The following is a 14,266-nucleotide window of genomic DNA, read 5'->3' on the forward strand; positions in this document are numbered from 1 at the left end:
GAGCCGCCGGCGGATACTGGTGCCCATGGCGATCATTCACAGTGCGACCCTCACACCGAGCAAACCGGCCCTGATCGGGGCCTGGCTGGACGGCCGTCCGTGGGCGGGGCAGGGGCCCGACGAGGTGCTGGGCGCGTACCGGTTCGACGACCCGGAGGGCGAGGTCGGGGTGGAGGCGTTCCTGGTCCGACGCGGGGGCTGCCTGCTCCACGTGCCGCTGACCTACCGGGGCGCGCCCCTCGCCGGTCACGAGGAGGACCTCGTCGGAACCCTGGAGCACTCCGTCCTCGGGCCGCGCTGGGTCTACGACGGGACCCGGGACGGGGTGGCGCTCGCGTGCTTCCGGCGGGCCCTGGCGGGCGAGCAGGAACAGGCGGAGCTGGAGATCCACGAGGACGGACGCGTCGTGGGACGCAGGGCCCAGCAGGTCCTGGTCTCTAGGGAATTCGGCGAGGAGAACACCGGTGCCGGTTCGGCCCGGGGCGGGCAGGTGCTGATCCCGCACGTGCTGGACGCCGAACCCGGGGGCAGGTCGCGACTCCGCGCCCGGTGCGGGGACCTGCGGGTGGTGGTCGCGGCACTGACCTGACCCGCGGCCCTCCGGTCCCCGGCATTCGCCGTGTGCTTCCCGAAGCCCCAGCGGATCGCGGACGATGCGGTCGGCTCCACCGGCCCCGGCTGGTCGACCCGGATACGGACGGCCAGTGCCCCCTCGTGAACCGGTTCGGACGGTGCAGGACCCGGGCCCGCCCCCTCCCCTCCGAGAAGAGGGGAGGGACGGCCCCGTGCGGCTCAGGCCGGGGAGGGCTCCAGGCCCAGTTCCCCGGTCAGGAACCGGCGCAGGTGGGCGCGGGCCTGCTCGATGCTCAGCGGCGGGGCGCCGCGCAGGCGGCGCAGGGCCAGACCGTCGACCAGGGCGTTGAAGCGGGTCGTGGTCTCGGCGACGTCGGGGCAGCGGAACTCACCCCGGTCGCGACCCCGGGCGATCAGCTCGGCCACCCGGTCCGACCACTCCTCGTACCGGCGGTGCTGGCGCGAGTCCGGCTCCAGGCTGGCGTCGGCCGCCCAGTTGTCGAACCACAGCCGCCAGTGCCGGTCGGTCTCCGCGCTGAACACGCCCTCGATGAGCGTGGTCAGCCCCTCCACGGCGGTGGGGCACGCCAGCATCCGCTCGCCGAGCGGGCGGTAGTAGGCGTCGATCTCGATCGACACCGCCTCGCTGAGGATCTCCCGCACACCGCCGAAGTGGTACGTGACCGTGCCGACGGACACCCCCGCCGCGCGGGCGATGTCGCGCACGCCCACCCGGCTCGCCCCGTGCTCGATCACCAGCGGCACGACGGCCTCCAGGATGAGCCGCCGCCGCACTTCGGTGGGCTGGCGGGTGCGCTTGTCCGGCGCGACCGCGCGGCGCCTGGCCCCCGCCGTCCCGGCGGCCGGCGGTCCCTCGGCAGGGTCGGTCATCCCGCGGTCCTGGGGATCTCGCGCTCCCAGCGCCGGGTGGCGACGACCTCGCCGCCGGAGCGGGCCTCCACCGTGCTGTGCACGACGAAGTGGTCCGCTGTGGCGGTCAGCTCGCTCGACGTCCGCACGGAAACGTCCCAGTCCTCCCGGCGCATGGTGATCTCCCACTCGGATCCTGCCATGGCCGACAACGGGTCGTCGACCCGGATCCGGTACCGTTCCCGCGCCTTCTCCGTGTACACGAGACCGTTGGGGTAGGTGCGCGACCCGCCGTAGTTGGGGTCGACGTCGAGCACCCACTCGCCGGTCCCGACGTCGTGCGACACCAGGCGCTCGGGCCGGGGCTCCGACGCGCCCAGTTCCACCGCCAGCGGCGGCGCCTGCTCCGGCCTCTCGAACTCCACCGGCGCGCGCCCCTCGTCCGTGCCCGCGGGCCGCACCGGGAGCAGAAGCGCGCTCCGGTCGGGCCACACGGTCAGGGACGGGTCGTCGGGCTGCGGCCACACCCACGGCCAGTACGCGGTCGACACCGCCACGCGGATCCGGTGCCCGGCGGGGAACGCGTACCCCGTCCCGGTGAGCTCCACCTCCACGTCCTCGGGGTTTCCCGGCTCCCACGGCACCGACCGGTCCCGCCCGTACCGGCTGCCCAGGTTCAGCACGCCGCGGGTGACGAGGGTCGAGGCCCCGTCGGGGGCCACGTCGCACACGCGCACGATCACGGTGCCCCGGGGCCTGTCGGCGTCCAGGCGCAGGCGCACCCGCGCCCGGCCCAGGACCTCGACGCGCTCGGCCAGCGGCTCGCCGTCGAAGCAGGTCGACCGGCCGTCCTCCTCCCGCTGGTCGGGGGGCAGGTCGGTGGCGTTGCCGTAGGGGAAGAAGCGGCCCGCGTCGACGCCCGTGTGCTGGGGGCTGTGCACCGTCACCGGCGCGCCGCCCGCCGCGCCGAGGGCCTGTTCGGACCATTGGGTCGCCGGGGAGGGCCAGGCGTCGTCGGTGACCCAGCGGCCGGGCCGCTCCGTGTAGGCGGTCGCGGGCGGCACCGGCTCCTGGACCCACGACCGCAGCCGAGGGGTGTCCATGGCGCCGTTGTCCGCGCCCTTGAGCCAGTGGTCCCACCAGCGCAGGGTCTCCTGGAGGAAGCCGATGTGCGGGCCGGGCGGCCGCGCGATGTCGGGGTACTGGTGCGCCCAGGGCCCCAGCAGCCCGCGCACCGGGCCGGGCAGGTGCTCTACCAGCCGCAGCACGGTGTCCCGGTAGGGGTCGGCCCAGCCGCCGACGGCCAGCACCGCGGCGTCGATCGCGGAGTAGTCCTCGCACACGCTGCCGTGCCGCCAGTAGTCGTCCCTGGTCTGGTGGTCCAGCCAGGTGTGGACGAACGGCTCCAGCGCGTCGAGTCGCTCCTTCCACATCGGCAGCCACGCGTCGCCGACCGTGATCGGGTCCGGCGGACGCGACGTGAACGCCAGCATCGTGCCGGACCAGCCGGCCATGTCGATGCCCAGCACCGAGCCGCCGATGTAGTGCACGTCGTTGTCGTAGCGGTCGTCGGCCGAGCACACCGTGACGATCGCCTTGAGCGGCTCCGGGCGCCGGGCGGCGATCTGGAGCGAGTTGAACCCGCCCCAAGAGATGCCGAACATCCCCACCCGGCCGGTGCACCAGGGCTGCGCGGCCAGCCACTCCACGACCGCGACCCCGTCGGCGGTCTCCTGCTCGGCGTACTCGTCGAGCATCACGCCCTCGGAGTCGCCGGACCCCCGCAGGTCCACCCGCACCGACGCGTAGCCGTGGCCCGCGTAGTAGGGGTGGCGCTGGGCGTCGCGCGGCGACGTCCAGTCGCCCTTGCGGTAGGGCAGGTACTCCAGCAGCGCCGGGACGGGGTCCGCCAGGGCGTCCGCCGGCAGCCACACGCGCGCGTGCAGCCGTGTGCCGTCGGCCATCGGGATCCAGTCCTCGCGGACCTCGACCTCGCGCGCGAAGTCCTCTCGGTAGCGCATGCTCCCCCGTTCGTCTCTCGTGTGGGCCCGTGCGTGACGGGACCGTTCGTGTGCCAGGAACCGTGTGTCAGGACCTGTGTGTCAGGACCGCGGGTCGGTCCCGTCGGCGTCCCACCGGCGGATCCGGTGGCCGCCGCCCAGGTCGATCCACTCCGGGTCGGGGACCTCCGCCAGGTCCCGGGGCGGGGCGGCCGTGTCCCCGGCCGTCTCCCCGGCCGGCTCGGACGCCTGCGCGGTCGCGCCGCCGCCCGTCCCGACCGGCCGCGGTTCCAGGACCGCGTCCAGCAGCCGCCGGGTGTAGGGGTGGTTGGGCCCGGAGAAGACCGCTTCGACGGGGCCCTCCTCCACGACCAGCCCGTCGCGCATCACCGCGACCCGGTCGGCGATCCCGCGCACCACCGCCAGGTCGTGGCTGATGAACACGAACGCCAGGTCCCGCTCGGTGCGCAGGTCGTCCAGCAGCGCGAGCACGGCCGCCTGGACCGACACGTCGAGCGCCGTGGTGACCTCGTCGGCGACCACCACGCGCGGGTCCCCGGCCAGGGCGCGGGCGATGCCGACCCGCTGGCGCTGCCCGCCGGAGAGCTGTCCGGGCAGCCGGTCCGACAGCGCCGGGTCCAGGGCGACGTCCGCGATCAGCTCGCGCGCCCGGTCGTCGGCGCGGGACCGCTCGGCCAGGCCGAAGAACCGCAGCGGCCGGCGCACGGCCTCGCGGACGATCCGCCGCGGGTTGAGGGAGGTGTCGGCGTTCTGGAACACGAGCTGGACGCGGCGGCGGACGCCCGGCGGACGCAGTCGAGCCCGCACGGCCAGGTCGCCGTCGCCGTCCCGGCTCCCGTCCCCGGGGCGGTCCCCGCCCCCGGTGTCCGCGCCGAGCAGCCGCATGGTTCCGGAGGACGGTGCGCGCAGGCCCGCCAGGGACCAGGCCAGCGTCGACTTCCCGCTGCCCGACTCCCCGACCAGGGCCAGCACCTCGCCCCGGCGCAGACCGAGCGAGACCCCGTCGACGGCCCGGTGCGCGCCGTAGTCGATCGTGACGTCGCGCAGGGACACCACCTCGGGCGCGTCGTCGGGGACCGGCACGCGCTCGCGCACGGTCCGCGTCCCGTCCTCGGCGACCTCGGCCAGCCCACGGTCGCCGATCCTGGGCACGCTCGCGAGCAGGCGGCGCGTGTACGGGTGCCGCGGCGCGTCGAACAGCTCGGCCGCCCCGGCCGCCTCCACGACCTCGCCCTCCCGCATGACCACGACGCGTCCGGCCATCCGCGCGACGACCCCCAGGTCATGGCTGACCAGGATCGACGTCAGGCCGAACTCCTCGCCCAGCCCGGCCACCAGGTCCAGGATCCGCGCCTGGGTAACCACGTCCAGGGCGGTCGTGGGCTCGTCCAGCACCAGCACCTTGGGCCGTGCCGCCAGCGCCATGGCGATCGCCACCCGCTGCTGCTGCCCGCCGGAGAGCTGGTGCGGGTAGCGGCGCACGATCCCCTCGGGATCGGGCAGCCCGACCTTCTCCACCAGGGAGCGGACCCGCTCGCGCCGTTGCGCGCGCGTCAGTCCCTGGGACAGCAGGGACTCCCCGATCTGGGCGCCGACGCGCATCGACGGCGTGAGCGCGTGCCCCGCGTTCTGCCCCACCATCGCGATGTCGCGGGTGCGCAGCTCCCGCAGGCCCCGCCGGTCCAGGGACAGGACGTCCTTGCCGTCGACCAGGACCCGGCCGCCGGTGACCCGGGAGCCGTGCCGCAGGTGACCGAGCAGGGCCCCGGCGACGGTGGACTTGCCGCTGCCGGACTCACCGACCACGGCCACCGTCTCCCCGGCCGCCGCCTCGAAGGACACCTCGCGGGCCACGGTCACGTCGGCGCCGCCGGAACGGTAGGCCACGGACAGCCCCTCGACCCGCACCAGGGGGCCGGACTCGGTGCCGCTCATGAGCTCTCCTTCGCGCGGTCGACGCCCCAGGCCCGGGACAGGCCGTCGGCGGACAGGTTCAGCCCGACGACCAGGGTCGCCAGGGCGATGATCGGGGCGAGCGTCGCCCACGGCACCACGACCATGGCGGTGCGGTTCTCGGCGACCATCAGCCCCCAGTCCGGGGTGGGCGGGTTGGCGCCGAACCCGAGGAAGGACAGCGAGCTGATCAGCAGCACGACCCATGAGGCACGCATCGCGAACTCCACCGACACCACGTGGGCGATGTTCGGCAGGACCTCGCGGACCAGGATGGAGACGGTGCGCTCACCGCGGGCCCGTGCGGCGGTCACGTAGTCGAGCGGGGCCACCCCCAGTGCCGCGGCGCGCACCACGCGCACCACCTGGGGCGCGTAGACGACGGTCACGGCGAGGACGATCACCGCCGGGCCCGCCCCCAGCACGGTCACCACGACCAGCAGCGCCAGGATCGGCGGGATGGCCAGGATCGCGTCCAGCACGCGCATCAGCGCGTCGTCCAGCCGGCCGCCCCTGAGCGCGGCCGCGCAGCCCACGACGGTGCCGAGCGCCACCGCGCAGGCGGTCGCGGCGAAGGACACCGTCAGCGCGTAGCGGCCGCCGTACAGCACCCGGCTCACCACGTCGCGGCCGTAGGCGTCGGTGCCCGCCCAGTGGTCGGCGCCCGGCCCGAGCAGCGCGCTGCCGGGGTCGTTGGCGGTGGGGGAGTAGGAGGTGAGCAGCGGTGCGAGCAGTGCCAGCAGCACGTGCAGGGCGACCAGGGACAGGCCGACCACGGCGGGCGTGGACCGCGCCAGCGAGCGCAGCGTCGCGCGGACCGATCCCGTTGCCCCGGTTGACCCGGTCGTCTCGGCGGGCCCGGAGGCCCCGTGCGGGGACCCGGTCATCGGGCACTCCTCTCTCCGGTGCGCAGGCGCGGGTTGAGCGCCATCGCCCCCAGGTCGGCGGCGAGGTTGCACAGCACGTACACGGCCGCGCTGACCACGGCGATGGCCTGCAGGACCGGCAGGTCGCGGTTGTGCACGGCCTCCAGCAGCATCCGGCCGACGCCGGGGTAGTTGAAGACGTTCTCGACCACGGCCACGCCGCCGACCAGCCACGCCACGTTCATCGCGATCACGTTCAGCGTGGGCAGCAGCGCGCTGGGCAGGGCGTGGCGCACCACGACCCGGCCCGTCCCGAGGCCCTTGAGCCGCGCGGTGGTCACGAACTCGCTCTCCATGACGTCGATGACGCTGGTCCTGGTCATCCGCACGATGTAGGCGGTCATCACCACCGACAGCGCGATGGTCGGCAGGACGACCGCGGGCAACAGGTCGGCGACCGGCGCGGACGCCTCGTCCAGGACCACGGCGGGCAGGACCGGCACGGTGATGGACAGCGCCAGCACGAGCAGGGTCGCCACGACGAACTCCGGCACGCTCATCCCGATCAGCGTCAGGGTGGAGATCACCGTGTCCGGCCAGCGGTCCCGGTACAGGCCGGCGACGACGCCCAGCACGATCGAGGAGGTGACCGCGACGGCGATGGTGGCGACCGCGATCAGCATGGTGTTGCGCAGGTGCAGCCACAGGGTCGCGGAGACGGGCTCGCCGGAGACCAGGGACACCCCGAAGTCGCCGCGCACCGCACCGGTGATCCAGTCGAGGAACCGCAGGACGGCCGGGCGGTTCAGGCCCATCTGCTCGCGCAGCGCGGCCACGGCGTCGGGGGTGGCGTCCTGGCCGAGCACCTGCGTGGCCACGTCGCCCGGGAGCAGCTGCACGGCGGCGAACACGATCACCGACGCCAGGAGCACGGTGACGACCGCGGACAGCAGCCGCCTGGAGATGTAGACGATCATCAGGGCCTCAATCCGATGTTGAGGTAGTCGAACTCGAAACCGGACTCGTGGTAGTTGAGGACGTCCCGGGACAGGCCCACCAGCCGGTCGGCGAACATCGGGGTCATCGCGCCGCCCTCGTCCACGACCATGCGCTGGGCGTCCTGGTACAGGGTGCGGCGGCGGTCCTCGTCGGCCGTGGCGCGGGCGGCGTCGAGCAGATTGTCGAAGGCGCCGTCGGACCAGGCGGTCTCGTTGTAGGAGGAGCCGCTGCGGAAGACCTGGTTGAGCAGCTGGTCGGCCGGACGCCCCGTGTACCAGTACGTCGCCATCAGCGGCTTCTGCATCCAGATCTGGGTGTAGTAGGAGTCCGCCGAGGTGTTGCGGACGGTGATGTCGATCCCGGCCTCGGCCGCGGAGTCGCGGTAGGCCAGCGCCATCGGGGTGAACACCGGGTCGTAGGCGGAGGTGTAGAGCTCCAGGCTCAGGCCCTCGTGCCCGGCCTCGGCGAGCAGGGCGCGGGCCCGGTCCGGGTCGCGTTCGAGCGCGTAGTCGGTCCAGTAGGGCGTGTCGGGCGGGACCGGGTTGTCGTTGCCCGGTACTCCGGTGCCCTGCAGGGCCACGTCGATGACGTGCTGCGGGTCGTAGGCCAGCTTCATCGCCCGGCGCACGCGCGCGTCGGTGAACGGCTCGGCCGTGGTGAGCATGGGCAGCACGTACCACTGGGCGTTGACCGAGCGCGCGATGGTCGCGCGCTCGGAGGCCTCGACGACGCGGGCGGTGGCGAAGTCCAGGTTGGTCTGCGAGATCAGGTCGACCTGGCCGGCCAGCAGCGCGTTGGTCCGCGCCTGGATGTCGGTCATCGAGAACATCTCGATGGCGTCCAGGGCGGGCCGTCCCTCCCAGTGGTCGTCGTGGGCGACGATGCGGCCCCGGCCGCCGGGGGAGAAGGAGTCGAGGCGGAAGGGCCCGGTGCCGATGCCGGTCGCGCCGATGGTGTCGCCGTCCCCGTCGGGGACGACGTAGCAGTGGTAGTTGGTGAGCAGCGCCGGGAACTCGAAGTTGGGCGTGGTCAGCTCGACCACCAGCACGCCCGGCTCGGGGGTGTGCACACGGCCCGGGTCGACCAGCGGGCCCAGGACCGTCCCCTGCGGCGAGGCGAGGTCGGGGTCGACGATCCGGCGGAGCGTGTAGGCGGCGTCCGCGGAGGTGAAGCCGCGGCCGTCGTGGAAGCGGACCCCGTCGCGCAGCCGGAAGGTCCACACCAGGCCGGCGTCGTCGGACTCCCACCCGGTGGCCAGGTCGGGCACGGTCCGCCCCTCCGCGTCCATCCGGACCAGCCGGCTGTACAGGGCGCCGAGGTACTCGTAGGCCGACAGGGAGCTGGCCGGGTCCAGGGTCTCGGCCTGCGACGCCGGCGGCCGGGCCATGCGCAGCACGCCGCCGTCGGCGGTGGCGCCCGTGGCCGCGGCCTCCGGGAGCGCCGGGGCCGCCTGCGGACCGGACGCGGCGCAGCCGGGGAGCAGGACCGCGGCCCCGAGTGCCCCGGCTCCCCCCAGCAGAGCAGTTCTGCGCGGGATCCGCGGCGGGGCGCCCTCGGCCCCCGGTGAACGCGGCATGTCTTCCCCTCCGTGGTGTGCTGCGAACGGATCAATCGTTCACTGAACGATTGATACGACTCATGCACGATAGAGGTCGGAAGTCGATGGTTCAACGGGTGGTAAAGCGGGTAAACGCGAGGGGTCACGTGTGCCCGCCGCCGATCACCGCAGGTCAGACATGTCAGCGGACGGTAGGCGTTCCGCGCGCCGACACGGCGCCGACGCCGCGCGCACCGGCCGACTGCACGGCGCCCACCGCCCGCCGACAGGAAGAGGCGGTGCCGGCCGGGGGCGAGCACGGTGCCGGATACGGGACGGCGGGCCACGGCGGCCCGAGCGCGGACCCTTGGGTGCGGCGGAGCCGGGACGGCACCCCTCGGCGGGCTCGGCGACGAGGCGCCGCGGTGGTGGATCCAACGAACCTCCGAGGACCAACGAAAAGACCCGTCGGCACAGATCGTGTCGACGGGTCCCCGCGCCGGATCGGCGCCTGACCGCGAGCCCGGGCGGGCCGACGCACCTACCCCGGGGTGCGACGACCGGCCGGGCTCACAACTGCTGGTTCAGCCAGTCCTGGCAACGCGCACGGAACCACAGCAGTACCTCGTGCACCTGTGGCCTTCCGTCGTCCACGAGCACCTCCAGGGGGAAGCTCGGCCGCCGGTTCAGTGAGTCCTCGGGCAGGTCGATGCCGGGGACCGCGTTGAACCTGTGCAGCAGCTCCCTGCGCAGGGTCACGTCGTCGAACGGCGGACGGCGCGCCATGTGCTGGAAGACCACCTCACCGCGTCCCGACACCGGGTACAGAACGAGGGCCCAGCGCCAGTCGGCGTTCGCGCTCTCGTCCCAGGCGAACAGGGAGCAGCTGGTCTCGACGCCCACGCCCCACACCAGGTCACCCCCGGCGGCGGCCCACCCGTCCATCAGGGCCTGGGTCGCCCGCACCACCTCGGGCTGCTGGTTCTCCAGGAGCAGTGCGTGGAACCGTCGCTCCCGCTCGACGAACTCGTTCACCTCGAGACCCACCAGCTCGGCCAGTGCGGCCGCGGGGACGAAGGCCTCGTGCGCCGAACCGGCCTCCGCAGCCGCTCCCGCGTCGGAGAAGACCCGGTCCCCGTGGGTCGTGCCGGGGTACGCGGTCAGGTGCCGGGCCACGGTCGCCGTCTTGGCCCCGACAAGTACCGCGAGTTCACGGTGCGTGGTCCAGCGATCGGCCGCCAGCATCGCCAGCGCGTGTTCGAGCTGTTGGGCGAGGTCCTCGCCGATCTCCTCCGGCTCGTGCGCGCCAAAGGCTGAGGGCGCGGGCCACAGCGCGCAGGCGTGGTCGCCGAGGAGGGCGGCGCGCTCCTCGATCTCCGGCCTGCCCCAACTGGGGGCGTCCGCGATCCGGCGGTTCATGCTCAGGCCGCTGGACCGGAAGATCTTCTGCTTGCGCTCGAACATGTGGTTGGACAGTTTGGAGTTCTGCGCGGTCAGGGTCAGATTGCCCAAGGTGTGCAGCAGGCGGCCGTGCAGCTCGTTCTCGGTCTCGTCTGGGTCGGTCTGCTTGCGCAGGACCTCGTACCACTCCTCGGTCATGCTCTGCGGCATGACGTGCTCGATGCTGACCTTGGCCCTGCTGAAGTCCACCGGCTCGGGCGATTCGAAGGCCTCCTCCAGCCTGCGCAGCACGAAGGTGCGCTGCAGGGCCTGGCCCGACCAGTAGAAGTTGCGCTGTGCCACGGCCTCGCGCAGCGCCCTGTCGGACGGCCAGCGCCGCCGGGGGTCCGACAGGTAGCGGTGCACGGAGTCGGCGACCGAGCCGCCGGGCTGGATCTCCTTGGGCGAGGACATGAAGATCCTGTTGAGCCCCTGGGTCGGGACCCCGGCGATCATGCGCCGGACCAGGAAGCTCTCCACGTAGCCGAGCGCCCGGATGAGCTCGTCGGTGTCGGTGTGCCCCTGGTCGCGCAGCACCATCAGGTGCAGCGCCAGCGGGCGGTAGATCTTGTTCCCCCAGGATTCGAGCCGGGCCAGGACCTCGGCCAACTCCGGGTCGCCTTCGAAGCCGGGATCGAGGACGCGCTGGAGCAGCTGCCCCAGCCGCCACAGGTGCTCCACCTCGCCGCGCAGGGCGGTCTCACCGCCGGTGTGGGACACCTGCTCCAGGCGCTCCTTCTGCCCGTGGTACACCTCGCTCTGCTTGGCCCGCTCGTCCCCGCGCAGCACCAGGTCGAGCCAGGCCAGGGTCTCCAGGGTCTCCGGGCCCAGCTCCTCCTGCATCGGCAGCCATACCTCGTCGTACACCTCCTCCCCGGTCTCCGGAAGCAGCATGAAGACGTAGTTGCGCAACAGGTCCGTCTGGCTGAGCCCCTTGCCGGTGTTGTTCAGGGACTCGAAGATCCGGAAGACGTTGTCGCCCGCCTCCGCCTGGATGTCCACCAGGCTGAGCCGGTGGCCGATGGTCTCCTCGAGCCCGAGGAGCTCCTCCTCGGAGTACCGGCCGACCTTGCGCGAGAAGTAGTTGTAGGCGAACCCCACCCTGTCGTCGCTGCCCGCGTCGGTGCGGCCGTTGACGATGGCCCCGAAGGAGGCCCGGTCGGCCTGGGTTGGGGCGAGACGGTACTTGTCGGTGCCCTTGTTGTACTTGTTCACCAGGTAGACGTCGTTGATCCGGTCCGCGCCACTGGGGTCGCCCTCCTCGAGCTCCTCCACCTCGCGCAGCCGGTCGCGGATGGCCGCGAGCGCGATGGAGAGGGAGGTGAGTCGCTGCTGGCCGTCGATGACCAGCCAGCGGGTCAGCGTGCTCGCCGAGGAGGAGCCGGGCGCGAGCACCACCGAGCCCAGGAAGTGTCCGGCCGAACGGGACGAGCGTGCCTCCCCGTCGCGGTCGACCTGTTCGGTGAGGTCGTCCCAGAGCCGTTCCAGCTCGTCCCTGCCCCAGGAGTAGGGGCGCTGGTAGAGCGGCACCTGGAACTGCTTGGTGCCCTCGACCATGTTCCGGAAGGTGGTTTCGTTGGCCTGCATATCTCCGCAATCTCGAACGGGCGGACAGGGGGCGGGGCTTACTTGGGGAGGAACGGGCTGGGCTCACCGGAGTAGGACACGTGCAGGGTGTCCCGGGCCCGGGTGGAGGCGACGAACAACAGGTTGCGTTCGCGCTGGAGGTCGTGGGCGTGCGCCACCGGGTCCTCGGACACATCGGTGACCGCCGAGTCCTGGGGCAGGTGCTGCCTCCCGGCGGCGACCACGGCCACGCACCGGAACTCCAGCCCCTTCATGGAGTGCATGGTGCCCACCCGCACCCCGGAGTCCTGGGCAAGGCCGCAGGTGGCGATCCCCGCGGTCCCGAGGCTCTCCCTCACCTGGCGTACCAAGGCGTCGGTACGGGCGGCGACGGCGATCGTGCCGGGCTCCACCCCCGCCTCCAGCCACTCCGACACCACCCGCGCCAGGTCGGCGAACTCCTCCGCCTCGGTGGGATGTGCCCGCAGCACCGGGGTGCGGCCGCGCAGCGGCGACGTGTAGTCGGCCAGGTGCGAGCGCACCCCGTCGAACCCCTCCACGGGGGCGGTGCCGAGTACCCGTACCGCCCAGGACAGGATTTCCCAGGTACTGCGGTAGCTCACGGTCAGCCGGTGGCTGCGTCCGCGCACGTTGATCCCCACCGCTGCCATGGACACGTGGTGGTCGTAGATGCGCTGGTGCGGGTCGCCCGCGATGAACAGGTCGTCCGGCCCTTCGGGGGCCAGCGCGCGGACCAGCCGCCACTTGGCCGGGTGCAGGTCCTGGGACTCGTCGACCACGACGTGTCGGTAGGGCCGCGCCCCGGTGCGGTTCAGGATGTCGGCGGCCTCGGCGGCCAACCACGTGAACGTCCACTGGCCGGCGGCGCGCATCTCCTCGGTGGCTGCCAGGACCGCTTTCCACACCTGGCGTTTCTGTTCGACCCCCAACCGGCCCCCGCGTCCCCGGCCGCGTCGGCGGGCCCCCAGGTAGTCGCGTTCGGTGCGCAGGTCCTGGGCGAGGATGACGTGGTCCCACTCCTCCAGCAGGAACCGCCCGGACACGTCGAGGCCCTTGGCGTGGGTGTCCCACTGGGCGGCGAGGTCGCGGAAGGACGGGAAGTCGAGTCGCCCGTGCACCTGACGCACCACCTGGTGGGCGATCTTGTCCAGGTTGCGCACGTCGACCAGGTTCCGGCGCGCTGTGTCCTTGACCAGCAGTTCGAGCTGGTTGCGCAGCGCGGCGTCGAGTGTGGTGGTGAAGGTGGTGAGCAGGATCGGTTGCCGGGGGACGGGGGCGTCGGCGATCAGCGGGAGCTGCTCTCCGGTGCCGCCTGGGGCGTATCGGCCGGCCAGGTGGGAGACCCGGTGGAGCGCGGTCACCGTCTTGCCGGTCCCCGCGCCACCGGTCACCATGGCCGGTCCCGCGTAGCCGTCCCGGCGGGCGATGCGCTCCTGCCGGGGGTGCAGGAAGGTCCGCCACACGTCGAAGGGGTGCGCCAACAGGTCGCGGAGTTCCTCGGGCCCCTCCACGAACACCGCCTGGTCGGGGCTGCGCCGGATCGCCGAGACCAGGTCGTCGGGGTCGACGCCTCGCTCCGCGACCTCCTCCACGAGGTCCCGGCTCAGCTGCGCCCAGGCCTCGTCGGGGGACATGCCGGAGGCCAGAGCGGTCAGGGCGTCGTGTTGGGCCCGGGGCAGTATGGGGCCGAGCGCGTCGAGATGGTTCTCGTCCGGCAGCAGCCGCGCGATGCGGATGGTGTGCTCGTCGATGCCGAGCTGGGCGAAGTGCTTGTCCGGGACATCGTCGAACAGGGTGGCGCCCGAGGCCGCGGCCACCGGCGCGAGCGCGGTGCTCATGGTGTGGAGCCCCGACTCGTCCCGGAACTCCAGCACGCCCAGGGCACGGTTGACCGACGGCCGCCGGTTGCGGATGTAGCGGTAGGCCTCGTCATGCGGGAGCACGGTGACCAGGAGGAAGACGTCGCCCGAGTCGGGGGCGAGCACAACGCCGCGGTAGCCCTGGTTGACACGCAGCGTCCGCCAACGCGGGTCGCGGCTGTCGGTGACCTTCTCCAGGTGGCCGCCGGCATAGTAGGTGTCGGCGAACTTGTCCAAGGCCTCGTCGACGGCTTTGCGGAGTTTCTTGTCCAGAGCCGCGTACGTGTTGAGGAAGTCCTTGGCGATCGCGAGCTGGGGCACGGAAGCCTTTCCGGGACAGGGGATGGGGGAGGGGAGGGGAGGGAGTCCTTGGGAGGGGTTGGTGCCACCAGGATAGGGACTCGTGTCACCTCCGTAACAGGATTCACGGCACCGGGTACCGATTTCCCGACCCGGGGCCACATCCGGCCAATCTCGGCGGAGCTCCACCTGACGACGGCCCGTCATCCTCGCGCGGGTCGCCCACTTCGAGGACCTCATGGGTCCGGACGGGCCCCTGGA

General features: G+C 72.8%; 9 protein-coding genes. 1 reads left to right on the forward strand and 8 read right to left on the reverse strand.

Annotated elements, in window-relative coordinates:
• Positions 1-25 precede the first annotated feature (25 nt).
• Positions 26-589 carry a maltokinase N-terminal cap-like domain-containing protein gene (locus ACQPYD_RS10680; RefSeq protein WP_433700826.1) on the forward strand — a complete coding sequence of 188 codons (564 nt, stop codon included), beginning with the start codon at positions 26-28 and terminating at the stop codon, positions 587-589.
• Between the two features lie 203 nt (positions 590-792).
• On the opposite strand, the gene ACQPYD_RS10685 is transcribed toward ACQPYD_RS10680, so the two are convergent.
• The 8 genes from ACQPYD_RS10685 to ACQPYD_RS10720 all read right to left on the reverse strand — a co-directional run bounded on the left by ACQPYD_RS10685 (position 793) and on the right by ACQPYD_RS10720 (position 14,026).
• Entirely contained in the window at positions 793-1,464 is a 672-nt protein-coding gene (locus ACQPYD_RS10685) for a TetR/AcrR family transcriptional regulator (RefSeq protein WP_433700827.1), read from the reverse strand.
• Positions 1,461-3,464: a CocE/NonD family hydrolase gene (locus ACQPYD_RS10690; RefSeq protein ID WP_433700828.1), complete on the reverse strand. Its 2,004-nt coding sequence runs from the start codon at positions 3,462-3,464 to the stop codon at positions 1,461-1,463. Before ACQPYD_RS10690 ends, ACQPYD_RS10685 begins: the two co-directional genes overlap by 4 nt.
• A gap of 81 nt (positions 3,465-3,545) precedes the next feature.
• Positions 3,546-5,399, reverse strand: a complete 1,854-nt coding sequence (locus tag ACQPYD_RS10695; RefSeq protein WP_433700829.1) for a dipeptide ABC transporter ATP-binding protein — start codon at positions 5,397-5,399, stop codon at positions 3,546-3,548.
• Complete coding sequence (locus ACQPYD_RS10700) at positions 5,396-6,304, reverse strand: ABC transporter permease (RefSeq protein ID WP_433700830.1); 909 nt, start codon at positions 6,302-6,304, stop codon at positions 5,396-5,398. Before ACQPYD_RS10700 ends, ACQPYD_RS10695 begins: the two co-directional genes overlap by 4 nt.
• A complete protein-coding gene (locus ACQPYD_RS10705; RefSeq protein WP_330156226.1) occupies positions 6,301-7,260 on the reverse strand; it encodes an ABC transporter permease in 960 nt (319 codons plus the stop codon). Before ACQPYD_RS10705 ends, ACQPYD_RS10700 begins: the two co-directional genes overlap by 4 nt.
• A complete protein-coding gene (locus ACQPYD_RS10710; protein WP_433700831.1) occupies positions 7,260-8,858 on the reverse strand; it encodes an ABC transporter substrate-binding protein in 1,599 nt (532 codons plus the stop codon). Before ACQPYD_RS10710 ends, ACQPYD_RS10705 begins: the two co-directional genes overlap by 1 nt.
• A 531-nt stretch (positions 8,859-9,389) precedes the next feature.
• The gene (locus ACQPYD_RS10715) at positions 9,390-11,846 is read right to left on the reverse strand and encodes a DUF262 domain-containing protein (RefSeq protein WP_433700832.1); all 2,457 of its coding nucleotides are present in this window, start codon (positions 11,844-11,846) and stop codon (positions 9,390-9,392) included.
• Positions 11,847-11,884: 38 nt separating this feature from the next.
• Entirely contained in the window at positions 11,885-14,026 is a 2,142-nt protein-coding gene (locus tag ACQPYD_RS10720; RefSeq protein ID WP_433700833.1) for a UvrD-helicase domain-containing protein, read from the reverse strand.
• Positions 14,027-14,266: the final 240 nt, after the last annotated feature.

Source organism: Nocardiopsis sp. CA-288880 (genome assembly GCF_050955985.1).
Taxonomy (GTDB): Bacteria; Actinomycetota; Actinomycetes; order Streptosporangiales; family Streptosporangiaceae; genus Nocardiopsis; species Nocardiopsis tropica.

What these genes read in the sequence shown, in the direction of transcription:
- ACQPYD_RS10710 (WP_433700831.1), bottom strand. Translation starts at nt 8,858, where the DNA reads ATGCCGCGTTCACCGGGGGCCGAGGGCGCCCCGCCGCGGATCCCGCGC.
- ACQPYD_RS10695 (WP_433700829.1), bottom strand. Translation starts at nt 5,399, where the DNA reads ATGAGCGGCACCGAGTCCGGCCCCCTGGTGCGGGTCGAGGGGCTGTCC.
- ACQPYD_RS10690 (WP_433700828.1), bottom strand. Translation starts at nt 3,464, where the DNA reads ATGCGCTACCGAGAGGACTTCGCGCGCGAGGTCGAGGTCCGCGAGGAC.
- ACQPYD_RS10685 (WP_433700827.1), bottom strand. Translation starts at nt 1,464, where the DNA reads ATGACCGACCCTGCCGAGGGACCGCCGGCCGCCGGGACGGCGGGGGCC.
- ACQPYD_RS10700 (WP_433700830.1), bottom strand. Translation starts at nt 6,304, where the DNA reads ATGACCGGGTCCCCGCACGGGGCCTCCGGGCCCGCCGAGACGACCGGG.
- ACQPYD_RS10705 (WP_330156226.1), bottom strand. Translation starts at nt 7,260, where the DNA reads ATGATCGTCTACATCTCCAGGCGGCTGCTGTCCGCGGTCGTCACCGTG.
- ACQPYD_RS10680 (WP_433700826.1), top strand. Translation starts at nt 26, where the DNA reads ATGGCGATCATTCACAGTGCGACCCTCACACCGAGCAAACCGGCCCTG.
- ACQPYD_RS10715 (WP_433700832.1), bottom strand. Translation starts at nt 11,846, where the DNA reads ATGCAGGCCAACGAAACCACCTTCCGGAACATGGTCGAGGGCACCAAG.